Here is a 25766-nt window from a genome sequence, read left to right on the forward strand (position 1 = left end):
TTGCAGCAGAAACCACGCCGGCGCGAAGTCCGGCGTGGTTCGACGGACAGCGGATTACTTGATGTTGGCCAGCTTCAGGCCAGCCGGCGAGCTGACTTCGATTTCCGCACGCGAGGCGTCGCGCTGGATCTTGCCGATCACGCACACGGTCTTGCCTTCCAGGGTTTCCAGCGGGAAGGCGAACTTGCCGCGGTTCTCGCCAGCGATACGGGCCGAGAAGGTGTGGCGCGGGAAGGCGCCGCCCATGTACAGGAAGGTCGGCTGGCCTTCGGAACCTTCTGCGTAGCGGGCCTTCTCGACCTTGCCGCAGACCATGCCGTCCTTGCCGACCGAGCGCGGTGCCAGTTCCGGCGGGATCATGTCGGCCGACTGCGCGAACGCGGCGGAAGCAGTGGTAGCCAGGACAGCGGCCGAGACGAACGCAAGCAGGGACTTCATCGAGATGTATCTCCGGGGATGGTGATGGTCGTTCCGGTCCTGCGCGCTCCTGCGCGACCGGCTTCTGTCCCCCTATCGGCATCGCGAAGGGGAACTGAAGGGTTTTGTGACCAGAACGTGAAGCAGGTCCGCTGGATCAGGCGGCAGCGTCTTCGGCAAGGGCGGTCTGGCCCATGTCGGCGCTGTCGAGCAGGGTTTCGATGTCCAGCAGGATCAGCATGCGGTCGTCGTGGGTACCGATGCCGGAGATGAAGCGGGTATCGACGGCGGCGCCGAATTCCGGGGTCGGGCGGATCTGCTCTGCCGACAGCGGGATCACGTCCGAGACGCTGTCGACGACGATACCGACCACGCGGTCTTCCACGTTCAGTACGATCATCACGGTGAAGGCGTCATAGCGGGCGTTGTCCAGGCGCAGCTTCAGGCGCAGGTCGATGACCGGCACGATGGTGCCGCGCAGGTTGATCACGCCCTTGATGTAGTCCGGGGCATCCGGCACGCGGGTCACCGCGTCATAGCCGCGGATTTCCTGGACCTTGAGGATGTCCACCCCGTAGTGCTCGGCACCGAGGGTGAAGCTGAGGAATTCGCCACCGGCGCTGGCGGCGGAGCTGGTCTTGTCGTTCATCGAGGGGTCCTGGTTCTGCCGGAAGTCCCGGTGTCAGGCTCGATATCGGCCCCTCGGTGGGGGACTTTAGGTGCCCGGGGAAGGCATCCACGCATGGCGTGGATCTACACGGGAAGCGGTAGTGCCGGCCGCTGGCCGGCAGCGGCCGTCTCCACGTTGTCGGGGATGGGGGTCAGATCCCTTTTCAGGGAAAGGGGATCTGACCCCGGTATACGTTCCAGGGTTGCCGGCCAGCGGCCGGCACTACCGGTTGGACCGTCTCAGAGCTCGCCGTTGCGGCGTGCCTTGCGCTGCCGGTCGATGCGGAAGATGTAGCGCTGGATGGCGCTGTCGGCGCCGCGCGGCAGGGTTTCGAAGCGCATGCCCACGCGCTTGACTTCGATGCCGTTGGGCTGGCGCTGCGGCAGTAGATTGCAGACGACCAGCTCGATGTCCAGGTCGGGGCCGTCGGGCAGCGACAGCTGTGCCGGATAACGCTTCTGCAGGCCGAACACCGCACAGTCATTGGGGACCACCACGGCCAGGCCGCCACCGCTGATGTCCACCACCCGCATCGACAGCGCTTCGGCACGTGCTTCGCCGGGTGGCAGCAGCAGCTGCGGCGAGTCGGTGACCGGGGTCTCCAACCGGTACAGCTCGCGGCGCTGCAGGTGCACCAGTTCGTCCGGCAACGGGGCGCGGAAGGCGACGTGACCGTCGTTGTCCACGCGTTGCAGTTCGTGCAGGCGGAACCGCACCAGCACGCGCTCGAGCTGGGCAAAGCACAGCAGGTGGTCAGCCTGTTCGGCGGCGCGGTTGGACGCCTCCTGCGGGCTGCCATCGAGCAGCAGAGTGTCCTCGTCCTCATCGAGATCGAGCAATGCGGTCGGGAACGAGCGGTCGCGACCGTCGATATGCGCATTGATCAGTGATCGCTGGTCGATCAGCGAGCGCAGCAACTGCCGCAGCTGGCGCGGGTTGCGGACCAGGAAACGTTCGTCGGCGGCATCAGCCGCGTGGACATCATGCACTGCAGTGTCGTTGCCGTCGGACATGGAATCTACGGTCAGGGGCGGGCGCCAGCACGCGTTGGCGCGAGGCTCGATGGGGATATCGGCCTCTGCCCCGGATTATGAAGTGAGAATTACATCACTTTCCATGCGTGCGGGATCGGATCCCTCTTCCGCAGAAGAGGGATCCGACCCCGGTAGATCAGAACTCCTGCCAGTCGCCGTCCGCGGCCAGTGCCGGCTGTGCCGCCGAGCTGCGCAGCGGGCGCGCGGGAGCCGGCTTTGCCGCAGGTGCGGCGGCCGCGACCTGGCGCGGTACCGGTGCCGCCAGCGGGCGTGCCGGGATGGCCGTCGTTCCCTGAGATGCCAGCCGGAAGCGGGCCACGGCTTCACCCAGCTGCACCGCCTGGTCTTCCATCGCACGCGCGGCGGCGGTGGCTTCTTCCACCAGTGCCGCATTCTGCTGGGTGGTTTCGTCCATCTGCACCACGGTCTGGTTGACCTGCTCGATGCCGGCCGACTGCTCCTGCGAGGCGGCGGAAATCTCGGCCATGATGTCGGTGACGCGCTGCACCGAGGCGACGATCTCGCCCATGGTGCTGCCGGCCTGGTGCACCAGGCTGGAACCTTCGGCGACCTTGCCGACCGAATCATCGATCAGGCCCTTGATCTCTTTGGCGGCCGCAGCCGAGCGCTGGGCGAGGGTACGCACTTCGCTGGCGACCACGGCGAAGCCGCGACCCTGTTCACCGGCACGCGCGGCTTCCACCGCCGCGTTCAGCGCCAGGATGTTGGTCTGGAAGGCGATGCCGTCGATGACGCTGATGATCTCGGCGATCTTCTTCGACGAGGCTTCGATGGCCGACATGGTGGTGACCACCTGGCCGACGACTTCACCGCCCTGCGAGGCGACGCCATGCGCGCCGATGGCGAGCTGGTTGGCCTGGCGGGCATGCTCGGCGTTCTGGCGCACGGTGGAGGTCAGCTCCTCCATCGAGGCGGCGGTTTCTTCCAGGTTGGCGGCCTGCTGCTCGGTGCGGCGCGACAGGTCGCTGTTGCCCGACGCGATCTCGCCGGCGGCCAGGGTGATGCTGGAGGCGCTGGCCTGGATCTGGCCGACGATCTGGGTCAGCTGCGCGACGGTGGTGTTGGCGTCGTCACGCATGCGTGCGAACACGCCATTGAACTGGCCATCCATGCGCGTGGTCAGGTCGCCGGCGGCGATCGACTGCAGCAGCTGCGAGAGCTGGCCCAGGTTGCCATCGGCGACCTGCATCATGGTGTTCAGGTGCTCGATCATCAGCTTGAAATCATGCTGGAAGCGCTGAGCGTCGCCGCGCTGGCTGAAGTCGCCGGCCGCGGCGGCCGAGGCCAGCTGCTGGATCTGGGTGTTGATCGCCAGCAGGCTGGCCTTGGCCGCATCCATCGATTCGTGCAGGATCGCGCGGCTGCCGGGCAGGCGTCGGGCGTCCGGGGCGAGGTTGCCGATGGCGTACTGGTTGAGCACGTCGATGGCATCACGGATCGCATCGAGGTGCTCGAAGATCACGGTATTGATGCCGCCGGCCAGCTGGCCATACACGCCCGGGAAGTCTTCCGGAATGCGATGGCCGATGTCCGGTCCGGCATGCATCTGCGCCATCAGCTGGGTCTGCTCGGAGAAGCGGCGCAGCATCGCGGTCATCTCGGCGGTGGCGGCCAGCATCTTGCCGGCTTCGTCCTTGCTGGTGGCCTGGGTGCTGACGCTGAGGTCGCCACGGGCAACGGCCTGGATGGCATGCACGGCCTTGCCCAGCGGGCCGGTGACGGCGCGCGAGATGACCGTTGCCAGTGCGGCGGCCACCAGCGACAGCAGCACGATGCAGCCGATGATGGCGATCATGCTGGTGCGGTGGGTGGCATTGGCAGCGGCGATCTTGCCGTCCATCAGGCCGGCGATGTGGGTGCCGAGGGTCTTCATCGCGGCGAACAGGTCACGACGGGCCGGGCGCGACTGTTCGTCGGAAATCTGTTGCGCCAGGGCGCCATCGCCGGCAGCCACGGCCTCGCGCATCGCCTTGTTGGCGGCGAAGTAGCGTTCCAGCTGCACGTTGGCCGCGCGATAGAGTTCGCGCTCCTTGTCCAGTGCCGGCAGCGCCGAGTACGCGGCCAGTTCGTCATGCACGGCCTTGGCGGTGTCGTCCATGCGCTTGTTGTAGTCGGCAACTTTCTCCGGCTGATCGAGCATGCTCAGCAGGGCCAGTTCGTAGGTGCGGAACTCGCCCAGCTGCGAGCGTGCCTCGCCCAGATGCTGGACCGACGGAATATCGTTGCTGGCCATCTCGCCCAGCTGATTGTTGGCCTCGCTCAGGCGCAACAGGGCGAAGGCGCCGAGGACCAGGGTCATCAACGTGGTGAGGGTGAACCCCACGGCCAGCTTGCGGGCGATGGGCAGATCTTGGAACCACTTCATGCAGGGTGCTCCAGGTGGGCAGGGTGCCGGCGTCGTTGCGTCGGCTGGGGGTGGTTGCAGAGCGAACGGGGGTGCCCGGTGGGGGTTCGGTGACGGCCGTCAAAGCGAGATAGCGGCGTGCTGTGGGCGGACTTTATGGACGCAGATCACATTCGGTTGCGTAGGGATGACCGCGCGAAAGTGCTGCAGTGGCGAGGCTTGCGCTTCGGTGGCGTGGTTGCGAACGAAACCAGCGCGGCGACGGAGATCACGGAATGGGTTCGGGCGCGGATTGGGGTCAGATCCCTTTTCAAAGAAAAGGGATCTGACCCCAGCCACACATGGCTGGAGCGCACGCAAACAAAAACCGCCGCCCCGAAGGGCGGCGGTCCAGTGCACGCATGCAACGTGGATCAGGCGGCCTGCGGCATCCGCAGCGAGCGCACCAGTCCGCCGATGTCGACGATCAGCGCGACGCGGCCATCGCCGAGGATGGTGGCGCCGGACACTCCGCCGATGCGGCGGTAGTTGTTCTCGATGTTCTTCACTACCACCTGCTGCTGGCCGACCAGCTCGTCCACTTCCAGTGCGATCTTCTGGCCATCGCCTTCCACCACCACCACCAGCGATTCGCTGCCCGGTGCGCGGTTGCCGTAGCCGTAGTACTCGCTCAGCGACAGGATCGGCAGGTACTCGCCACGCACGCGCAGCACGCGGCCTTCGCCGGCCATGCTGCGGATGTCCTCGGCCTGCGGCTGCAGGGCTTCCAGCACGTAGGCCAGTGGCAGGATCAGGGTTTCGCCGGCCACCGCCACGGTCATGCCATCGAGGATGGCCAGGGTCAGCGGCAGGCGGATCAGCGTGCGCGTACCAGCACCGAGGCTGCTCTCGATCTGCACCTCGCCACCCAGTGCCTGGATGTTGCGGCGGACCACGTCCATGCCGACGCCACGCCCGGACAGATCGGTGACTGCATCCGCAGTGGAGAAGCCCGGCTGGAAGATCAGGTCCCAGACCTGCGAATCGGTCGGGTTGTCCGGCACCGCCAGGCCGCGTTCGTGGGCTTTGGCCAGGATCTTGGCGCGGTCCAGGCCGCGACCGTCGTCGCTGACTTCGATGACGATGTGGCCGCCCTGATGCGAGGCCGCCAGGGTGATCGTGCCGGTTTCGTCCTTGCCCGCACCACGACGCACGTCGGGCATTTCCAGGCCGTGGTCGATCGAGTTGCGCACCAGGTGCACCAGCGGATCGGCGATCTTTTCGATCAGGCCCTTGTCCAGTTCGGTGCCTTCGCCGACGGTACGCAGGCGCACCTGCTTGCCGAGGCGGCTGGACAGGTCGCGGACCAGGCGCGGGAAGCGGCGGAACACCGCATCGACCGGCAGCATGCGCACGCCGATCACTGCTTCCTGCAGGTCGCGGGTGTTGCGTTCAAGCTGGTCCAGGCCGGCGAACAGGCTCTCGGCGTGGACCGGGTCCAGTGCGTGCGAGACCTGCTTGAGCATGGCCTGGGTGATGACCAGTTCGCCGACCAGGTTGATCAGTGCATCGACCTTGTCGACGCTGACCCGGATCGAGGTTTCGGCTTCCTGGGCAGCGCCGCCGCTGGCGGTCGCTGCAGCGGGTGCTGCGGATGTTGCGGCAGGAGGTGTGGAAGGGGCTGCTGCAACCGGTGCCTGGGTGGCCAGGCTCGGCGGCGCGGCGGGACGGATGTCCAGTTCGCAGTCGTCCAGCACCCAGGCAAAGGTGTCTTCGATCTTGCTGCGCGGCACCTTGCCGACCAGGCCCAGGTCCCACGCCAGGTGGGCTTCGAGCGGATCGAGCTGGGCGAAGCCCGGCAGGCGGTCCATGCGCGCGGCAACCTGCAGCGAACCCAGGTGCTCAAGTTCGCGGATGATGCGCAGCGGGTCGTTGCCGCTCATGAACAGCGATGGCGCCGGGGTGAAGCCGATCTGCCAGGCTTCCGGCGTATCGTCCACCTTGGCTGCGGCGGCCGCCGGGGCGCTCGCTGCGGCCTGACCGGAAAGAACCGCCTCCAGGCGCGCCTTCACCGCAGCAACTGCGGCGGGATCGGCGGCCTGGCCGTGTTCGGCTTCGCGCAGCAGGGCGCGCAGCACGTCCACCGAGGACAGCATGGCGTCGACGGCGTGGCCTTCCAGCGCCCGCTTGCCGGCACGCAGCTCATCGAGCAGCGTTTCCAGCACATGGGTCAGGCCGGCGATCGCATCGAAGCCGAAGGTGCCGGCGCCGCCCTTGATCGAGTGGGCGGCGCGGAACACCGAATTGATGATCTCCGCGTCCTGCTGCCCCGATTCCAGGGCCAGCAGGCCAGCCTCCATCGCGTCGAGGCCTTCGCGGCTCTCCTCGAAGAAGGTGGCGTGGAAGCGTTGCAGGTCCATGCTCATGGCAGTGGTGGTCCGGAAGCGAAGAGGGGGAGCGGTGGCGGGCGGTCAGCCCAGCACTTTCTGCACGGTGGCGACCAGCTGTTCCGGATTGAACGGCTTGACCAGCCAGCCGGTGGCACCGGCGGCCTTGCCTTCGGACTTCTTGTCGGCAGCCGATTCGGTGGTCAGCATCAGCAGCGGCGTGAACTTGTAGTCCGGCAGCTGGCGCAGTTCGCGGATCAGCGCGATGCCGTCCATGTTCGGCATGTTGACGTCGGTGACCACCGCATTGAAGCGCTGGCCCTTGGCGCGACCGAGCGCGACCGCGCCGTCTTCAGCTTCTTCGACGGCAAAACCGGCCGAGGTGAGGGCGAAGGAAACCATCTGGCGCATCGACGCCGAATCGTCCACCACCAAGATACGTGCGCTCATGCAGCGTTCTCCACAGATTTCAGGTTGTCATGGGTTACGTCCAGGCCCAGGGCCTGGGTGACGCCCAGCAGGCGCGCGGCGTCACGGAAGGTTGCGGTGCAACCGTGGAAGCCGGTGCCCAGGCCTGCCTCGCGGCGGGCCTGCACGAACGCACACAGCACCTGCACGGCGGCCGTGTGGATGCGGGTGACCTGGCTGGCATCCAGGGTCAGCTCGCCTGCCTGCGCCACCAGCGGGGCGAGGCGGTTCTTGAGCTCGGTGCTGCTCTCGATGCCGAGATCCTCACCCAGTTCGACAGTGCTCATCGTTGCTCCGGACAAACGGTTCCGTGATCCATAACGGCACCCCGGCGGGGTTCTTTAGAAGAATCGACGCGGCGCGTCGATGCGGTGTTCTTCGGGGACGCCATCCAAAAGGGGACGGAGGGGATTAAGTCGCAACTGGCTCGGCGCTTTGCGCCGATGCGGTGCCTGTCGGGGACGCAAGGAGTTGATCCGTTGGATCAACACCTTACGTCCCCACTGCGTGGTCGCCGTTGCCGAGGGTGGCTGCGGGAGAGCCTGGTCGATTGCGACTTAATCCCCTCCGTCCCCTTTTCCCGCTCAGTTCAACAGCCGGGTGGCATCCAGCAGGATCATTGGCCGCTGGCTGACCCGGGCCACGCCACGGAACAGATCGTTGGAGATCTGGCAGATGCGTGCGGTATCGGGCGGCTCGATCTGCGAGTCGGTGAGGTTGGCAACGTCTTCCACTGCCGACACGCGCAGGCCGATGGTTTCGCCGTCTTCTTCCAGCACCACGATTCGGGTCTGCGAATCGTCCTCGGCGGGGGCGGCGCCCAGGTGCAGGCCGAGGTCCATCACCGGTACCACCTGGCCACGCAGGTTCATGATGCCCAGCATGGCCGGCGCAGTGCCGCGCAAGGGCAGCAGCGGCACTGGCAGCACCACTTCCTGCACTTTCAGCAGTTCCAGTGCATAGGCCTGGGTGCCGCAGCGCAGGCGCAGCCAGCGCGAGGTGCGCTCGCCGGCACGGCGGTTCTGCGGGTGTGGGCTGCGGGCCGGCTGGTGGGCCTGGGCCTGCAGTTCCTGCCAGTTGCTGGGACGGCTGCTGGCGGGGGCATCCACGGCCACGCGCGGCGGCGGCGCGGCGGCCGCGCGTGCGGCCGGGGCAGGGCGTTGCGCCTGCGCTGCAACCGGTGCTGCGACCACGGCAGGTGGCGGCGTGGCAACGTCCTCGCCACCGGCAGCGGCTTCGAACGCTGCCTGCAGGCCGGGACTGTCGGTGTGGGCGAGTCGATGGCTGTCGGCCGTATCGGTCTCGTAGATCACTTCGTCGGGCAGATCGTCCCAGGTGGGTTCCGGGCCTGCCTGGGCGGTGGCGGGCGCAGGGGCCGTCTCGTGGATCACCTCGTCAGGCAGGTCATCCCAGGTCGGTTCGCGCTCGAGGGCGGCGACAGGCATTGCGGCGGCCTCGAAGGCGGCCTCCAGTGCTGCGTCGTCCTCTGCCGTGGCAGCAGAAGCAGTCCCCGTTTCGTAGATCACTTCGGCGGGCAGATCGTCCCAGGTGGGCTCGCGCTCGGCCGTTGCGGCGGCCTCGAAGGCGGCTTCGAGCGTGGCGTTGTCGACGGCAGGCGCAGCGGCGACGGTCTCGGTTTCGTAGATCACCTCGGCCGGCAGGTCATCCCAGGTCGGTTCGCGCTCCGGTTCCGATGCGCTGGCCGAAGCCGGGGCGGGGCTGTCCGGCGTTGGCAGCACGACGGCCGCCGGGGCGATCGCTTCGCCCAGCAGTTCGTCCAGATAGTCGTCCAGTACGCCGGTGCTGTTCATGCGGCCTGCTCCAGGGCACGGGCGTCCTCGCCGAGGATCCAGTTCAGGGCGCGGCGATAGGCGGCCAGGCCGCGGCCCGGGTAGTCCTCGCCGACGCTCGGCAGGGTCAGGCCCGCCGCGTTGCTGATGCGGGTATCGATCGGAATCGCGTCTTCCCACACGCGGCTGCCGTGACGATCCTGCATCGTGCGCAGCGACTCGTTGCCTGCGCGCGTGCGGCGGTCGAACAGGGTCGGCAGGATCGATATCGGCAGCGGACGGCGGCGCGAGCGCTCGACCATCTCGCCGGTGCGGACCATGCCATCGAGCCCATGCAGTGCCAGCGGCTCGGCCTGGGTGGGGATGATCAGGCGGTCGGCCGCGGCCAGTGCGTTGATCATCAGCAGGCCCAGGGTCGGCGCACAGTCCAGCAGGATGTAGTCGTGCTGGCCCTGGTGGCGTGCCAGCGCGTTCTGCAGGGCCAGGCCAAGGCCAGGCTGGTTGGCGCTGCGGCGCTCCAGCGTGGCCAGCGCCGACTGCGCACAGACGTAGTCCAGGCCATGGATGCTGCTGGCATGGCACAGGCTGGCGAGGTCTGCGGGCGGGGCGCCGAACAGTTCCAGTACGCCGGCCGGCGGCGGATCCACCGGCACGCCGAACGCGCGGCTGAGCGAGGCATGCGGATCGAGATCGATCAGCAGTACGCGATGGCCAAGTGCGGCCAGGCCGCGGCCGAGGGCGAGGGTGGTGGTGGTCTTGCCGACTCCGCCCTTCTGGTTGGCGACTGCCCAGATGCGCATCGGATTACTCCTTCATTGCCGGGGGAACGGCGGCGCCGACACGGCTGCCAGCCGGCACCGGCGGCAACGTCACCGGTGCGATGGGGGAGGTGGCGGTGCTGGCCGGCGTTGCGGCGGCCTGCTCGGTGCTGGTGCTGTCGGCGGCGCCGGTGGCAGCGTTCAGGCGCTGGCCCAGCGGATCCACCGAATGCGAGGTGTCAGCCAGGATGATGACCATCACCCGGCGGTTGCGGTTGCGGCCCTGCGCGCTGTCGTTCTCTTCGCGCGGGCGGAACTGGCCGTAGCCGACCATGGCCAGCCGTGACGGCTGCACGCCCTGGTCGGCGAACAGGTGCACCACGCTGGCCGCGCGCCCGGCTGACAGCTCCCAGTTCGACGGGAACGTGGCAGTGGCGATCGGCACGTTGTCGGTGTGGCCTTCCACGCGCACGCTGTTGGGTACGTCGCGCAGGACCTCGGCCAGGCTGGCCAGGGTCTGCCGCGCATGTACGTCCAGCGCCGCCGAGCCGGTGGGGAACAGGATGTCGCTGTTGATCTCGACTTCGATCCACAGTTCGGTGCGGCGCACGCTGATCATGCCGCGGTCGATCAGCGGCGCCAGTGCGGCGGTGAGGCGGTCGGCGATGCTGTTGAGCTGGCGCTCGGCGCGCGCGATCTGCTCCTGGTTGTGCACCGAAACAGGCATGCGCATCTGCGAGGCCATCGACGGCAGCAGGGTCGGGTCGTGCGACGGTGCCGGCGCGGACGGGCCGATCTTGGTACCGGATTTGATCACCGACGGGCTGTCCCAGCCACCGCCCTGCACCTGCTTGTTGCCGACCTGCACCGGATTGATCGTGCGCGGTGCGCCACCGAAGGCATCGGTGAGCGCGTCGGCCATGATCCGGTACTTGCCCTCGTTCACCGAGGAAATCGCATACATGACCACGAAGAAGGCGAGCAGCAGCGTCATCAGGTCGGCATAGGGGATCGCCCATGCTTCGTGGTTGGCGTGCTCTTCGTGGTGCTTGCGGCGGGCCATGTCAGTGCAGGAAGCCGGAGAGGTTGGTTTCGATGTTGCGCGGGTTCTCGCCCTGGGCGATCGAGATCAGGCCTTCGATGACCATTTCGCGGTCGCGGGTGTTGTGCGAGATCACACTCTTGAGCTTGGCCGAGATCGGCAGGAACAGCAGATTGGCCGAGGCGATGCCGTAGATGGTGGCGGTGAACGCTGCGGCGATGCCGTGGCCGAGCTTGCTCGGATCGGCCAGGTTCTTCATCACCGCGATCAGGCCGAGCACGGCACCGATGATGCCCAGCGTTGGCGCATAGATGCCCATCGCTTCGAAGACCTTGGCACCGGCCTGGTCCTGGTGTTCCTGGCTGCCCAGTTCGATTTCCAGCATGTGCCGCATCGATTCGGGTTCGACGCCGTCCACCAGCAGCTGCAGGCCCTTGCGCAGGAACGGGTCCTGCTGTGCTTCCACCTGCGATTCCAGGCCCAGCAGGCCCTGGCGGCGGGCGATGTTGCTCCACTCGACGATCTGCTGGATCAGTTCGCGGCGATCGCTGTGCGGCGGGCGCACGACCCAGCGCACGATCTTGAACGCATGCTTGAACACCGCCGGCGAGGTATGCAGCAGGATCGCGGCGATGGTGCCGACGATGACGATCACGAACGCCGCAGGCGACCACAACGACGCCAGGCCGGCGCCCTTGAGGATGCTGCCACCGACCAGCGAGGCCAGGGCGAGAAAGAGTCCAATGAGGCTGAGTCTATCCATGGATCCGGTATCGGCTTGTATGAATGGGACTTGAGACACCGGTACGGGCTACTGGTGCGACTTCACAGTTTTACGGGTTCAGCAAGCGGGTCAGTCATGTGGGCTGCGCAGTCCATCCACGTCCAGGATCAGCGCCATGCGACCATCGCCGATCAAGGTTGCACCGGCGTAACCGCGCAGGCCGCGCAGGGCTTTCGGCAGTGGCTTGATGACCACTTCCTCGCGCCCGCGCACCTGGTCCACGACCAGGCCGAAGCGCGCTTCGCCGGCCTGCAGCACCACGATGGTCAGCAGGGTCGACGCGGCCGGCGTCACATCCAGCCACTGGCGCAGATCGACCAGCGGCAGGGTGTGCGAGCGGCGGTCAAGCACGGCGCGGCCGTCGAACCAGCCGAGCGACGTGCGCGGTGCGTGCAGCACTTCCATCACGCGCGCCAGTGGCAGCGCATAGACATCCTCACCGGCCTGCACCAGCAGGGTCGGCAGGATCGCCAGGGTCAGTGGTACTCGGATCATGAAGCGGCTGCCACGGCCCAGTTCCGACTGGATCTGGATCTGGCCGCTAAGCTCGCGGATCCGCGACTGCACCACGTCCATGCCGACGCCACGGCCGGAGATGTCGGTGACCTGCTGCTTGGTCGAGAAGCCCGGCAGGAACACCAAGTGCAGGCATTCCTCGCTGCTCAGGCGGGCGGCGGCTTCCGGGTCGATCAGGCCCTTCTCGCGCGCCTTCGCGCGCAGCTTTTCCGGGTCGATGCCAGCGCCATCGTCCTGCACCTCGATGCTGACGTAGTCGCCTTCCTGCTGTGCCGACAGGCGCACATGGCCCATCCGTGGCTTGCCCTGTGCTTCGCGCAGGTCGGGCATTTCCACGCCATGGTCGATGGCGTTGCGGACCAGGTGCACCAGCGGGTCGGCCAGGGCTTCCACCAGGTTGCGGTCGAGCTCGGTCTCGGCGCCGATCAGCTCCAGGTCCACTTCCTTCTTCAGCGAGCGGGCGACGTCGCGGGCGACCTTGGGGAAGCGCGAGAACACCTTGCCCACCGGCTGCATGCGGGTACGCATCACGGCCGACTGCAGGCGGGCCGTGGCGATATCCAGAGTGGACACGGCGCGGTCCAGCTCCTCGTCACGCAGGCGCGCACGCAGGGTCTTGAGCCGATTGCGCGACAGCACCAGTTCGCCGATCAGATTGACGATCGCATCCAGGCGCTTGGTGTCCACGCGCACGGTGTGTTCGGCTTCGGCCAGCGGCTTGGCGGCCGGCTTGGCCGCCGGTGCCGGTGCGGCCGCCGAGCGCGGGGCGGCGGTCGGCGCCGGTGCCACTACCGCAGCGGGCTTGGCGCCCGGTGCGGCGCCACCGTGCAGCTGGTCGAGCAGGGCTTCGAATTCGTCTTCGCTGATCAGTCCGTCGTCAGCCTTCTTCGCAGGCGTGACCGCGGTCGGCGCATTGCCGCCGTGCAGCTGGTCGAGCAGGGCCTCGAATTCGTCGTCGGTGATCAGGTCGCTGCCACCGGCAGCGGGCACGGTGACGGCCACGGGCGCGGCGGCACCGCCGCCATGCACGTCGAACTGGGCGATCAGGTCCGGCGGTGCATAGCCCGGTTCTGTGCCGGAAGACACGGCATCCAGCATCGACTGCAGGTAATCCAGCGATTGCTGGGCGGCATCGAAGTGGTGGGCCTGCAGCACGGCCTGGCCGGCACGCGCGGCGCCCAGCGCTTCTTCAGCGGCGTGGCACAGCTCGACCATGGCAGTGACGCCGAGGAAGCCAGCACCGCCCTTGAGCGTGTGGTAGCCGCGGAACACCGCGTTGAGCTGATCGCTGTCCTGCGGTGCCTGCTCCAGCGACACCAGCTGTTCGCCGAGGCGATCCAGGATCTCCTGCGCCTCGATGATGAAATCGGCAGTGATGTCGTCGGATACCGCGCTCATGCTTACAGCCCCAGATCCGACAACAGGTCGTCGGCGTCGTTCTGCGAGACCGCGTGGCGGTCCAGTCCCTTCAGTGCCGGCCCGGCCAGTTCCGGGTCGGTGCGATGCTGTTCCGGCGGCAGGCCGAGCGCGCCGAAACCTTCATGCACGCGGCGGACGATGCCGACCACGCGGCGGATGATCTGGCCGGTCAGGTCCTGGTAGCTCTGGGTCAGGGCGATCTCGGTGAGGTTGTGGCGGATGCGATCGAGCTGCGCGTCCTGGCCCGGCTGCAGGCCTTCGGCGCGCAGCTGTTCGGTCAGGCTGCGGCATTCTTCGGCCAGGTCCAGGGTGCGGTGCGTGGCCTGTTCGGTCATCGCCACCACGTGGTCCAGGCGCGCGCAGGCATCGTCCAGTTCGCCGGCTTCGCTGGGTACGGTCGGCAGTTCACCCAGCGCCTGTCCCAGTTCGCGGGCCAGCCGCGAAAGGCCGCTCATCATCGGCTGCGTGCGCAGCGCGACCAGTCCGTCGATGCGCTGCCGCCAGGCGGCCTCATCACCGGACTCCAGCGCGTCCAGGGCTTCCTGCAGGCGCAGGGCGAGGGCGTTCTTGTCGACCGTGGTATCCATCAGGCGCTGGCCGCCAGGCGTTCGAAGATCTTGCCGAGCTTCTCTTCCAGCGTCTGTGCAGTGAACGGCTTGATGATGTAGCCGTTCACACCGCTCTGGGCGGCTTCGATGATCTGCTCGCGCTTGGCTTCCGCGGTGACCATCAGCACTGGCAGGGTCTTCAGCTTGGCATCGGCGCGGATCGCCTTGAGCAGCTCGATGCCGGTCATCACCGGCATGTTCCAGTCGGTGACCACGAAATCGAACGGCTGGCTCTGCAGCAGCGACAGCGCAGCATGCCCGTCCTCGGCTTCGGCGGTATTGGTGAAGCCCAGATCGCCCAGCAGGTTCTTGACGATTCGACGCATGGTCGAGAAGTCGTCGACGATCAGGATGCGCATGTTCTTGTTCAAAGCAGAATTCCTTTGTTGTTCATTCCGGGTGGCCGGGGGCAGCCACCTCGGGCATGTTCATTCTTCCAGGCCGGCGTCTGCCGCCTCGAAAATCTTCAGTCGACCACGCAGGCGCAGCACGGCCTGGCCGTGGATCTGGCAGACCCGCGACTCGCTCACGCCGAGCACCGCGCCGATCTCCTTCAGGTTCAGTTCCTGCTCGTAGTAGAGCGAAAGCACCAGCTTTTCGCGCTCGGGCAGGTGGCCAATGGCCTTGCCCAGTTCGCGACCGAATTCGCCCCGCTCCAGCACCTGCTGCGGGGTCGGTCCGCCCTGGGCGACGGTGTCCAGCTCGCCCTGGTCCTCGATGCGCGATTCCAGGCTCAGCACCTGGCCGCGCGCAGCGTCTTCCATCAGTCGCAGGTATTCGGGCAGCGGCATCTCCATCGCAGCGGCCACTTCGGTGGCGCTGGCGGCGCGGCCACTGCTCTGTTCCAGGCGGCGGATTGTGGCGGCGGCATCACGAGCACGGCGGTGCACGGAACGCGGCACCCAGTCACCACGGCGGATCTCATCGATCATCGAACCGCGGATGCGGATCGAGGCGTAGGTCTCGAACGAAGCACCCTGGTCGGCGTCATAGCTGCGCGAGGCCTCGATCAGCCCCATCATGCCGGCCTGGATCAGATCGTCGACTTCGACGCTGGCAGGCAGGCGTGCGGCGAGGTGGTGGGCGATGCGCCGCACCAGGTCCGAGTGCAGGGCGATGACCTCGTTGGCTGCCGAGCGCTGCACTTCCCTGTATTGGGCTGCGCCTTTCATGCCGCCACCCCGCGCTGCTTGAGGATGCGTTCGAGGAAGAATTCAACGCCGCCACGCGGTTCGGTCGGCGCCTGCCAGCGTGCGGTGCGGCGCGCGATCTCGGTGATCGCAAGCGCGGCGGGGCTGGACGGATAGGCCTTCACCACCGGCTGCTGGCGCTGCACCGACAGGCGCAGCCAGTCATCCTGCGGCACACAGCCCAGGTAGTTCAGCGACACATCGGCGAGGAACTTCTCGCAGACACGGGTCAGCTTCTCGTACAGCACGCGGCCCTCGTTCGGGTCGCGCACCATGTTGGCCACCACCTGGATACGGTCCACGCCGCGCTCGCGCGACAACACCTTGATCAGCGCATACGCGTCGGTGATCGAGGCCGGCTCGTCACAGACCACCACCACGGTGTCCTGCGCGGCCTGGCAGAAGGTCAGTACGCCGTCGGTGATGCCGGCGGCGGTGTCCACCACCATGATGTCCAGTTCGCGCTCCAGCTCGGAGAACACGTTGACCAGGCCAACGTGCTCGGCCGGGGCGAGCTCGGCCATGTGGCGGCGGCCGGACGCGGCCGGGACCACCAACACGCCGTTCGGGCCTTCGACGATGACGTCTTCCAGCGAGCAGCGGCCGGCGACCAGGTCGGCCAACGTAAAGGTGGGGTTCAGCCCCAGGATCACGTCGATGTTGGCCAGGCCGAGGTCGGCGTCCAGCAGCAGCGTGCGCTTGCCCATGCCGGCCAACGCCACGGCCAGGTTGGCCGAGACGTTGGTCTTGCCCACGCCGCCCTTGCCGCCGGTCACGGCGATGGTGCGCACAGGGCCGAGCGGCTCGCTGCGGGTGGCCGACAGCGGGAAGGTCTTGGTCAGCTTGGCGTACTCACGCGACGGCATGGTTCAACTCCGGGTTGCAGGGCATATCGGCCGCTCGGCGCAAATCTTCAAGGCGAAGTACAAGATTGGCTGCACTGGCCCGGTGCAGGTCCTCCGGGACGTCCTGGCCATCGGTCACCCAGGTGATCGGCAGGGCATGGTCCACGGCCACCGACAGGGCGTTGCCGAAGCGGCCGGTCTCGTCCAGCTTGCTCAGCACCAGGCCCTGCAGGTTGGCGGCGCCGAAGCGGCGGACCACCTCGTCCATGTCGCCGAAGCTGGTGTTGGCCGGCAGTACCAGCAGGGTGCGGACCTGGCGCGCGGCGCGCAGCCACTGCAGCTGGGCGGCCAGTGCGCGGTCGCGCGGGCCCAGGCCGGCGGTGTCGATCAGCACCAGCTTGTAGTCCTTCAGGCGTTCCAGCAGCTGGTCCAGGTCGGTGCCGCTGTTGGCCTCGTGCACGGCGATGCCGAGCTGGCGGCCGTAGCCGTACAGCTGCTCGCGGGCGCCGATGCGGGTGGTGTCGGTGGTGACCAGGGCGACGTCACGCGCAGCGTGCTTCTCGGCGAAGCGCGAGGCCAGCTTGGCGATGGTGGTGGTCTTGCCGGCGCCGGTGGGGCCGACCAGTGCGATCACACCACCTTCTTCCAGCGGGTCGACCGGGGCGATCGGCAGCTTGCGCGAGATCAGCCCCAGCATCAGGCCACGGCCACGGTGGGCTTCGGTTTCCAGCGGGATCTGCATGGCCACGTCGCGGGCGAGGCCGGCATCGAAGCCATACTCGTCCATCAGGTCCAGCGCGGTGGCGCGCACTGGGCAGCCGCGCAGGCGCTCGTCGGTGAAGCGGTTCATCTCGCGCTCGATCACCTGGCGCATGCCGGCCACTTCCTGGCGCAGCTGGCGGATCTCGGCGTCGTCCTGGGCAACCAGGGTCAGCGCCGGGGCCGGAGCCAGCATGGGGGCCGGGCTGGCTTCGCCGGCGGCTTCGACCGCTGCCGGTTCGCTGGCGGCGATCGCGGGCTGCGCTTCGGTCATGGCAGCGGTCGGCAGCGGCGGCGGCTGCACGGCCGGGGCCGCGCTTTCGTGATGCGCCTCGTGCGGCGGGTCGATCTGGAAGCGGGCGCGGTTGGCCGGCGCGGCGCTGGCGGGTTCCGCTGCGACGATGGCCTCGGCGAACGGGGCGAAGATCTGTTCCGGCAGCGCCGGTTCGTTGACGGCGGCACGCGCCAGGGTGGCGGCGAAGCCGGTACTGCCGCGGGTCGGTACGATCTCGTCGGCACTGTCCAGGGTGCGACCGGTGGCGCCGACGGCGGCGCGGGCGAGGGCGGCCACCGCCGAGGTGGTGGCAGCCACCGGTTCCGGCGCCGGGGTGGTGCTGCGGCGACGGGTGACCGCAGCGATCACCGCATCGGCAGCGGTGCGCGGCTTGGGTGCCGGCGGCGGCGCCACGTCGCGGCGCGAGGCTTCCAGCGCACGCTGCACGGCGCTCTCGTCGTAGTTGGCGGCGGCGACGATCTCGATGCCTTCCTCGATCCGGCGGTTGGACAGGATCACGGCGTCAGGACCATGTTCCTTGCGCACCAGGTTCATGGCCGAGCGCATGTCGGCGGCGACGAATCGTTTGATTTTCATGCTGTGGTCACGGGACGAAGACGGCGGGGTGGCGGTCGGAGAACTCGGGTGGTCGGTGGTCTGCACGGTGCGGGTTCCCCTTGGTATCTGTCTGTTGCGTTGGTTCGAAAGTGGTGTCTGTTTTCTGGCGCTTCGGAGGGCGGCGTCAGCTGATCGTTCCGACCAGCTTCAGGCGCTTGTCCTCCGGCACCTCGCTGTAGGCCAGGACCGACAGCGACGGAACGCTGTGGCGGACCAGGCGGGCCAGCGCGGCGCGCACCGGGCCAGGTACCAGCACGACCGCGGGCTCGTTGCGGGCTTCCTGCTTGCTGACACATTCGGCCAGGCTCTGGTGCAGTCGCTCAGCGAGTCCGGGTTCCAGCGCGGCGCCGTTGCCCTGCGTGGACTCCTGCAAGACACGTTCCAATTGCGGGTTGAGGGTGAACACCGGCAGCTCCGCCGACATTCCGGCGATCTCCTGCACGATGAAGCGGCCCAGCGCGGTACGCACGGCAGCGGTCAGCACCGCCGGGTCCTGGCTGTTCGGAGCGTGTTCGACCAGTGCTTCGGCGATCTTGCGCAGCTGGCGGATCGGAATGCGTTCGACCAGCAGGTTCTGCAACACGCGCACTACCGCCGACAGCGGCAGCGCCTTCGGCGTCAGATCTTCGACGAGCTTGGGCGCGCTCTTGGCCAGGTTGGCCAGCAGGTGCTGCACTTCCTCGTGGCCGAGCAGTTCCGGCGCGTGCTCGCGGATCAGGTGCGAAAGGTGGGTGGCGACCACGGTGGCCGGATCGACCACGGTGTAGCCGAGCGTTTCGGCCTGGGCGCGCTGGTGCGGCTGGATCCAGGTGGCATCCAGGCCGAACGCGGGGTCCTTGCCGGCGATGCCTTCCAGTGCGCCGAGCGCGCTGCCCGGGTCCAGCGCCAGCTCACGGTCGGGGTGGATCTCGGCGGTGGCCACCGGTACGCCGTGCACCAGCACGCGGTAGCCGTTGGCCGGCAGTTCCAGGTTGTCGCGGATGTGCACCGACGGGATCAGGAAACCGACGTCCTGGGTGAGCTTGCGCCGCACGCCCTTGATGCGTGCCATCAGTTCGCCACCCTGGCTGCTGTCCACCAGCGGGATCAGCCGATAGCCGACCTCCAGGCCCAGCGGATCGACCGGGCGCAGTTCGTCCCAGCTCAGTTCGGCAGTCGGAGCCGGTGCCGCCGGGCGGCCAAGTGCGTTGAGCGCGGCAGCGTCATTGCCTGCGGCTGCCGGATCGGTGGCCGCGGCCTTGCCCTTGCGGTAGACCTTCCAGGCGATGAAGCCGAGGATCGCGGACAGCGTCAGGAAAGCGACGTTGGGCATGCCCGGCACCAGGCCGACCACGCCGATGATGCCGGCGGTGATCGCCAGCGCGCGGTACTGGCCGAACACCTGGCCGGTCATGGCCTGGGCCATGTCCTGCGAACGCGAGGCGCGGGTGACCAGCATGGCCACTGCACTGGAGACCAGCAGGGCCGGCAGCTGCGCCACCAGACCGTCACCGATGGACAGCAGGGTGTAGGTGGCAGCGGCTTCGCCGAACGGCATGCCATGCTGCAGCACGCCCACGGCCAGGCCGCCGAGCATGTTGATGAACAGGATCAGGATGCCGGCGATGGCATCACCACGGATGAACTTGCTGGCACCGTCCATCGCACCGTAGAAGTCGGCTTCCTCGCGGACTTCCTCGCGGCGCAGCTTGGCTTCTTCGCGCGTCAGCAAACCGGCGTTGAGGTCGGCGTCGATCGCCATCTGCTTGCCGGGCATCGCGTCGAGGATGAAGCGCGCGGTCACTTCCGAGACGCGGCCGGCACCCTTGGTGATGACCACGAAATTGATGATGGTCAGGATCGCGAACACCACGATGCCGACCGCGTAGTTGCCGCCGATCACGAATTCGCCGAACGCGGCGATGACCTTGCCCGCGGCGTCGTGGCCGTTCTGGCCGTTCAGCAGGATGACGCGGGTGGAGGCTACGTTCAGCGCCAGCCGCAGCATGGTGGTGATCAGCAGCACGATCGGGAAGATCGTGAAGTCCAGCGGGCGCTTCACGTAGACCACCGCCAGCAGCACCATCAGCGAGATGGCGATGTTGAAGGTGAACAGGGCATCGAGCACCGGCGCGGCCAGCGGCACCACGACCATGGCCAGCAGGGCCAGCACGATCAGCGGTGCGCCAAGGCCCTGGCGGATCATCTCCAGGGCGCGGTGGGTGTTGAAACCGGCGGAGGGCTGGGCGCTCACGGGCGGCCTCCCTTGCCGAATTCATCCACCTGGATGTGCGGGGCATCCGGCATCGGACCAGTGCGCCAGGCGCGCAGCTGGTAGACGTAGGACAGGACCTGGGCGACGGCCGAATACAGTCTCACGGGGATTTCCTTTCCGAGTTGGCCTTCCCGATACAAGGCCCGTGCCAAAGGCGGGGCGGAGACGATCGCCACCTTGTTGCCGTCGGCCACTTCACGGATGCGCAGGGCGGTCTCGTCCACGCCCAGGGCGACCACGGTGGGGGCGTTCATGGCGCCGCCCTCGTACTTCAGGGCCACCGCGTAGTGGGTGGGGTTGACCACCACCACGTCGGCGGTGGGCACCGCCTCCATCATCCGGCGGTTGGCCATCTGCTGCTGCAGCTGGCGGATACGGCCCTTGACCTCGGGGCTGCCCTCGCTTTCCTTCATTTCCCGGCGCAGCTCTTCACGCGTCATCTTCAGCTTGCGCATCCAGTTCCAGCGCTGGTAGGGCGCATCGATGGCGGCCAGCACCAGCATCGCGCCGGCGGTGGCCAGCAGCAGGCGCAGGGTGAAGCCCAGGCCGTCGGTGATGGCGGTCTCCAGCGGGTGGTGGATCAGCCCGCGCAGGGTGTCGAAGCCGGTCCACACCACCAGCCCGGCGGCGACGCCGACGAAGGCCACGCGCAGCAGCGATTTGGTGAACTCGGCGATGGCTTCAGGGCCATACAGGCGCTTGAGCCCGCTCATCGGGTTCATGCGGTTGAAGTCGGGCATCATCGCCTTCTGCGACCAGCGCAGGCCGCCCATCACCAGCGGGGCGACGAAACTGGCCAGCAGGCAGACCAGCACCAGCGGCGCGATCACCAGCATGAACTGCAGCAGCAGGTCGCCGAAGTGGCCGAACAGTTCCTTCGGGTTCTGCCGCAGGCTCTGCTCAGGGCTGAGTGCGTGCTTCATCCAGGCGCTTGCACCACGGCCGATCGAGCCGCTCATGGCCATCACCGCCAGTACGCCGGCGCCGAACACGGCGGCCGTGCCAAGTTCGCGCGAGCGCGGCAGGTTGCCCTGTTCACGGGCGTCGCGCAGGCGTTTTTCGGTAGGTTGTTCGGTCTTTTCGCCGGCGGATTCGTTCTCGGACATCACGGGCACTGCGGCAGGGGATGCCGGGGTGCGTGCAAGAACCGTTCCGTGATGGGTTCATGTGCCAACCAAGGTTGGCACCTACCAGAGCAGGTACCGGCAGCCCCGGGGCGTGCCCGGTGGGCGCGCGGCCCGGTGTCAGCCGGGCGGGTGCTGCGTCGGCGGGCTCTGCGCCAGCTCCACCCGTGGGCGAGGCAGGTCGTGCAGCTGCATGAAGCGGGCGGCGTCGACCGGGCGGCCGAGCAGGTAGCCCTGCAGGAAGTCGCAGCCCAGGCGCTCCAGGTAGGCGCGCTGTGCGGCGGTCTCCACGCCCTCGGCCACGATGTCCATGTCGAGCGCGTGGCCCAGTGCCACGATCGCCGAGACGATCACCACGTCCTCGGCGCTGTGCTCCAGATCGCGTACGAAGGCATGGTCGATCTTGATCTCGGTGGCGGGCAGCCGCTTCAGGTACAGCAGGCTGGAGTAGCCGGTGCCGAAGTCATCGATGGAGATGCCCACGCCCAGCGCCGACAGCGCCTGCAGCAGGCGCAGGCTGGCATCGGTATCGCGCATGACCGTGCTTTCGGTGATTTCCAGCACCAGGTGGCGTGGGGCAATGTCGTAGCGTTCGATCACTTCGCGCACATCCTGCAGCAGGTGCGGCGAACTGAACTGCACCGGCGACAGGTTCACCGACATCGACCAGCCCTCGTGGCCGGCATCGTGCCAGCGCCGCAGCTGCAGGCAGGCCTGGTCCAGCGCCCAGCGCCCGATGTCGTTGATCGCACCGCTGCGTTCGGCCAGCCGGATGAAGCGGTCCGGCGGGATCAGGCCATGCTCCGGATGGCGCCAGCGGATCAGCGCTTCGGCACCGGCCACTTTCTGCGTGGCTACCTGGATCTTCGGCTGGTAGTGCAGGAACAGCTGCTCGCTGCCGATGGCCCGGCGCAGGTCGGCCAGCAGCCGGAACTGTTGTTCGGCGCTGTCATTCATCCAGTCGGCGAACAGCACGAAGGCGTTGCGTCCGGATTCCTTGGCCTGGTACATCGCTGCATCGGCAAAGGCCATCAGCTGCCGCTCGCTGGCAGCGTGGTCGGGACAGATCGCCACGCCGATGCTGGCGGTCACCTGCAGTTCGTTGTCGGCCAGCAACGGGCCGCTGCCGACCGCCTGAAGGATGCGCCGAGCCAGGGTGGGCAGGTCCTCATCGTGCTCGATGCGTACCACCAATACGAATTCGTCACCGCCCAGACGGGCCAGCATGTCGTTGGGCCGAAGCAGCTGCCGCGTGCGTTCGGCCACTGCCACCAGCAGTGCATCACCGGCCTGGTGGCCATAGGCATCGTTGACCTGCTTGAAGCCATCCAGGTCCATGAACATCACCGCGAAGCGGCTGCCGCCCTGTTCGGCCTCGGCCAGCGCCTGCACGATGCGACGCTGCAGCAGCAGGCGGTTGGGCAGGCGGGTAAGCGGATCGTGAAGTGCGGCCTGGGTCAGTTCCTGCTGTGCGTCGGTCAGTGAGGTACTCAACAGGGAATTGCGCAGGCGCAGCAGCTGCGCCTCCACCCGCTGGTCCAGCCAGGAGACCACCAGCACCACGGCCAGGATGGCGACGGTCAGCACCACCACCAGCATGGCCAGCCATTCGCTCTGCAGCCCATCGCCGACGGCTGCGCCGCAGATGCTGCCTTCCGGAAAGCGCGCGGCGGCCATGCCGGTGTAGTGCATGCCGACGATGGCCAGCCCGAGCAGGCCGGCAGCCGCGAGCCGGTCGCCGACACGGGTGCGCTGCGCGCGCAGGCGGAACGCCACGTACAGCGCAGTCCACGAGGCGGCCACCGCTACCATCAGCGAGAACAACAGCCAGCCCGGGTCGTAGTCGATGCCAGGCTGCATGCGCATTGCGGCCATGCCAACGTAATGCATGCCGGCAATGCCGGTGCCCATCAGCAGCGCGCCACCGGCCAACCGCGGGTGGGGCAGGGTGCGCAGTGAAACCAGCCACAGCGCGAACACCGATGAGGCGATCGCCAATGCGAGGGAAAGCAGGGTGATGGGCAGGTCGTAGCCGAGCGGAATGGGCAGGTCGAAGGCGAGCATGCCGATGAAGTGCATCGACCAGATGCCCAGGCCCATGGCGAAGCCACCACCGAGGCGCCACCACCAGGCCGCGCCCTTGCCGGGTGCAGTGACCGTGCGCCCGGCCATGGCCAGCGCGGTGTACGAAGCCATCACGGCAACCAGCAGCGAGATCGCCACCAGCCACGGGTTGTACGTGCCTACCAGCATTCGTCAGTCTCCCGGACCTGCCTGTCGACGGAAACCACGGTGGGGCATGCATGAGGCAGGCCGACGCAGGGCGGCGGCCACGTGCGGCATCCCCCCGGTTGCCGCGCATTCACTCTAACGCGCAGACCCGGGGGAAGGGCAAGCAGCAAAGCGTGAAATTGCGCCCCTGTAGAGCCGGGCCCATGCTCGGCTAGTGTTCCGGCCAATGGCAGCCGAGCATGGGCTCGGCTCTACAGAAACGAATGCATGGCAAGCGGCAATGCGTGATGACAGGGTCAGTGTATGACCGCGTCCGCAGCCTGGAAGGCGGCATCGAACAGGCGCTGTACCGGCGGGCCCATTTCCCCGGCCAGCAGCGCCAGCAGGAACAGGCCCAGCAGCAGCGACACTGGCAGGCCGAGCTGGATCGGGTTCAGCGCTGGGGCCGCACGGGCCAGGACGCCGAACGCAAGGTTCACCGCCAGCATTGCCACAGTCAGCGGGATCGCCAGGGTCAATGCGCCGCGCAGTACGGTCAGCAGGAAGGTTGGGGCGATGCTGAAGAAGGCGTGCGGGTCCGGCAGCGGGGCGCCGATCGGCAGCGCCCGGTAGCTGTCCACCACCAGCGAGATCAGCGCAAGGTGCCCGTTGGCGGTGAAGAACAGCAGGCCGAACAGCAGATAGAACCACTGCCCGATCACGCCGGAGGTGCCGCCACGCAGTGGGTCACTCATCTGCGCGAAGGCCAGGCCGGTGCCCTGGGCGATCAGTTCGCCGGCCATCGCGCCGGCCTCGAACACCAGCCGAAGCAGGAAGCCGACGGATACGCCGATGGCCAGTTCACGGGCGATGGTAAGGACCGTGGCGGCATCGAAACCGGTCCAGTCCGGTACCGGCGGCAGCAGCGGCGCCAGCGCGATGGCCAGGGTGCCAGCCAGCACCACGCGCACCCGCGCGGGTACGGCACGGGTACCGATCATCGGCATGGCCATGGCCACTGCGCCGATGCGCAGCATGGTCCACAGCACGGTGCCGATCATGCCGAAGGCCTGCAGGCCGTCGGCAGCCATCTGGGTGGCGGCGTCCATCGAAGCGCGTGTCCTAGCCGATCAGGTGCGGGATGCGCTGGAACAGCAGCGTGGTGAACTCCACCAGGTGGCCGATCAGCAGGCTGCCCAGCGCGAACAGCACCGCGGTCAGCGCCGCCGCCTTGGCAACGAAGGCGATGGTCGGCTCATTGAGCTGGGTCGCGGCCTGCACCACGCCCACCACCACACCGACCACCAGCACGGTGAGCAGCAGCGGGCCGGCCACCCACAACACGGTGATCAGGCCGCCACGCAGTTCGGTCAGGGCAAGTTCGGGAGTCATTCGGGTTCCATCTGCTCATGTAGCGTCGAGCCATGCTCGACTGTGCTTCTGTAGAGTCGAGCCATGCTCGACTGCCTCTCGATCACGCCGGATTGAAGCTCGCCGCCAAGGTACCGACGGTCAGCACCCAGCCATCCACCAGCACGAACAGCAGGATCTTGAACGGTGCCGACACCAGCATCGGCGACAGCATCATCATGCCCATCGACATCAGCACGCTGGCCACCACCAGGTCGATGATCACGAACGGGATGAAGATCAGGAAGCCGATCTCGAAGGCGGTCTTCAGCTCGCTGGTAACGAACGAGGCGACCAGCACCGGGAACGGGATCGCATCGGGGCTGGCGTAGGTGCCATGCCCGGCGATGCCGGCAAAGGTCATCAGGTCGGTCTCGCGGATCTGCGCCAGCATGAAGGCGCGCAGCGGCGTGGTGGTCAGCGTCCAGGCGGTCTGGAAGTCGATCTCGCCGTTGAGGTACGGCGCCATGCCGGTGCTCCAGGCCTTGTCCCAGGTCGGCAGCATGATCATTGCGGTGAGGAACAGTGCCAGGCCCAGCAGCACCTGGTTGGACGGCGTCTGCCCGGTACCCAGTGCCTGGCGCAGCAGGCCCAGCACGATGATGATGCGGGTGAACGAGGTCAGTACCAGCAGCATCGACGGGATCAGGGTGATCGCGGTCATCAGCAGCAGGGTCTGCAGCGGCAGGCTGACCGGCGCACCACCGATCTTGCCGACGTTGATGTCCGGCAGCGGGGTGGTCGGCGCGCCGGGTGTGGCGAATGCCAGCGCCGGCAACAGGCACAGGGCGAGCATCAGCAGCCACGGCATCAGGGTGGCAAGACGGGTACGGGTGACACGCAT

Annotated in this window: 23 protein-coding genes; all 23 read right to left on the minus strand. The window is 67.6% G+C overall.

Features of this window, described 5'->3' with window-relative positions:
- Positions 1 to 54: 54 nt before the first annotated feature.
- Positions 55 to 438, minus strand: a complete 384-nt coding sequence (locus SriyCCGPB3_RS10075) for a hypothetical protein (RefSeq protein ID WP_110712203.1) — start codon at positions 436 to 438, stop codon at positions 55 to 57.
- 136 nt (positions 439 to 574) lie between these two features.
- Positions 575 to 1066: a chemotaxis protein CheW gene (locus SriyCCGPB3_RS10080; protein ID WP_110712204.1), complete on the minus strand. Its 492-nt coding sequence runs from the start codon at positions 1064 to 1066 to the stop codon at positions 575 to 577.
- 260 nt (positions 1067 to 1326) lie between these two features.
- Entirely contained in the window at positions 1327 to 2100 is a 774-nt protein-coding gene (locus tag SriyCCGPB3_RS10085; protein WP_350260249.1) for a flagellar brake protein, read from the minus strand.
- Positions 2101 to 2257: 157 nt separating this feature from the next.
- On the minus strand, positions 2258 to 4507 hold the full coding sequence (locus SriyCCGPB3_RS10090; RefSeq protein WP_350260250.1) for a methyl-accepting chemotaxis protein: 2250 nt from the start codon (positions 4505 to 4507) through the stop codon (positions 2258 to 2260).
- A gap of 392 nt (positions 4508 to 4899) precedes the next feature.
- A complete protein-coding gene (locus tag SriyCCGPB3_RS10095; protein WP_180847599.1) occupies positions 4900 to 6891 on the minus strand; it encodes a chemotaxis protein CheA in 1992 nt (663 codons plus the stop codon).
- A gap of 45 nt (positions 6892 to 6936) precedes the next feature.
- Entirely contained in the window at positions 6937 to 7302 is a 366-nt protein-coding gene (locus SriyCCGPB3_RS10100) for a response regulator (protein WP_005409521.1), read from the minus strand.
- Entirely contained in the window at positions 7299 to 7607 is a 309-nt protein-coding gene (locus SriyCCGPB3_RS10105) for an STAS domain-containing protein (RefSeq protein WP_350260251.1), read from the minus strand. The genes SriyCCGPB3_RS10100 and SriyCCGPB3_RS10105 overlap by 4 nt, the downstream gene beginning before the upstream one ends.
- Positions 7608 to 7904: 297 nt before the next feature.
- Entirely contained in the window at positions 7905 to 9131 is a 1227-nt protein-coding gene (locus SriyCCGPB3_RS10110; RefSeq protein ID WP_350260252.1) for a chemotaxis protein CheW, read from the minus strand.
- The gene (locus SriyCCGPB3_RS10115) at positions 9128 to 9910 is read right to left on the minus strand and encodes a ParA family protein (RefSeq protein ID WP_094001345.1); all 783 of its coding nucleotides are present in this window, start codon (positions 9908 to 9910) and stop codon (positions 9128 to 9130) included. The genes SriyCCGPB3_RS10110 and SriyCCGPB3_RS10115 overlap by 4 nt, the downstream gene beginning before the upstream one ends.
- A gap of 4 nt (positions 9911 to 9914) precedes the next feature.
- Entirely contained in the window at positions 9915 to 10931 is a 1017-nt protein-coding gene (gene motD / locus SriyCCGPB3_RS10120) for a flagellar motor protein MotD (protein ID WP_110712209.1), read from the minus strand.
- A 1-nt stretch (position 10932) separates the two neighbouring features.
- Positions 10933 to 11673, minus strand: coding sequence for a flagellar motor protein (locus SriyCCGPB3_RS10125; protein ID WP_049444851.1), 741 nt, complete (start codon positions 11671 to 11673; stop codon positions 10933 to 10935).
- A 90-nt stretch (positions 11674 to 11763) separates the two neighbouring features.
- Entirely contained in the window at positions 11764 to 13608 is a 1845-nt protein-coding gene (locus SriyCCGPB3_RS10130; RefSeq protein ID WP_350260253.1) for a chemotaxis protein CheA, read from the minus strand.
- A 2-nt stretch (positions 13609 to 13610) separates the two neighbouring features.
- On the minus strand, positions 13611 to 14216 hold the full coding sequence (locus tag SriyCCGPB3_RS10135) for a protein phosphatase CheZ (RefSeq protein WP_350260254.1): 606 nt from the start codon (positions 14214 to 14216) through the stop codon (positions 13611 to 13613).
- On the minus strand, positions 14216 to 14608 hold the full coding sequence (gene cheY / locus SriyCCGPB3_RS10140; protein WP_006365466.1) for a chemotaxis response regulator CheY: 393 nt from the start codon (positions 14606 to 14608) through the stop codon (positions 14216 to 14218). Before cheY ends, SriyCCGPB3_RS10135 begins: the two co-directional genes overlap by 1 nt.
- A gap of 57 nt (positions 14609 to 14665) precedes the next feature.
- Complete coding sequence (locus SriyCCGPB3_RS10145) at positions 14666 to 15409, minus strand: RNA polymerase sigma factor FliA (RefSeq protein WP_350260255.1); 744 nt, start codon at positions 15407 to 15409, stop codon at positions 14666 to 14668.
- On the minus strand, positions 15406 to 16293 hold the full coding sequence (locus SriyCCGPB3_RS10150) for a MinD/ParA family ATP-binding protein (RefSeq protein ID WP_008267550.1): 888 nt from the start codon (positions 16291 to 16293) through the stop codon (positions 15406 to 15408). Before SriyCCGPB3_RS10150 ends, SriyCCGPB3_RS10145 begins: the two co-directional genes overlap by 4 nt.
- Positions 16280 to 17902 (minus strand): flagellar biosynthesis protein FlhF, encoded by a 1623-nt coding sequence (flhF, locus tag SriyCCGPB3_RS10155; RefSeq protein ID WP_350260256.1) that lies wholly within the window; start codon positions 17900 to 17902, stop codon positions 16280 to 16282. The genes SriyCCGPB3_RS10150 and flhF overlap by 14 nt, the downstream gene beginning before the upstream one ends.
- Before the next feature lie 145 nt (positions 17903 to 18047).
- A complete protein-coding gene (flhA, locus tag SriyCCGPB3_RS10160) occupies positions 18048 to 20108 on the minus strand; it encodes a flagellar biosynthesis protein FlhA (RefSeq protein ID WP_180855435.1) in 2061 nt (686 codons plus the stop codon).
- Positions 20109 to 20152: 44 nt separating this feature from the next.
- Entirely contained in the window at positions 20153 to 21283 is a 1131-nt protein-coding gene (flhB, locus tag SriyCCGPB3_RS10165) for a flagellar biosynthesis protein FlhB (RefSeq protein ID WP_110712214.1), read from the minus strand.
- Positions 21284 to 21421: 138 nt separating this feature from the next.
- Entirely contained in the window at positions 21422 to 23554 is a 2133-nt protein-coding gene (locus tag SriyCCGPB3_RS10170; protein WP_110712215.1) for a putative bifunctional diguanylate cyclase/phosphodiesterase, read from the minus strand.
- A gap of 275 nt (positions 23555 to 23829) precedes the next feature.
- On the minus strand, positions 23830 to 24621 hold the full coding sequence (gene fliR, locus SriyCCGPB3_RS10175) for a flagellar biosynthetic protein FliR (protein ID WP_350260257.1): 792 nt from the start codon (positions 24619 to 24621) through the stop codon (positions 23830 to 23832).
- Between the two features lie 13 nt (positions 24622 to 24634).
- Complete coding sequence (locus tag SriyCCGPB3_RS10180; RefSeq protein WP_012510965.1) at positions 24635 to 24904, minus strand: flagellar biosynthetic protein FliQ; 270 nt, start codon at positions 24902 to 24904, stop codon at positions 24635 to 24637.
- A gap of 82 nt (positions 24905 to 24986) precedes the next feature.
- A complete protein-coding gene (gene fliP / locus SriyCCGPB3_RS10185; protein ID WP_350260258.1) occupies positions 24987 to 25766 on the minus strand; it encodes a flagellar type III secretion system pore protein FliP in 780 nt (259 codons plus the stop codon).

Source organism: Stenotrophomonas riyadhensis (assembly GCF_040256885.1).
Classification (GTDB): domain Bacteria; phylum Pseudomonadota; class Gammaproteobacteria; order Xanthomonadales; family Xanthomonadaceae; genus Stenotrophomonas; species Stenotrophomonas riyadhensis.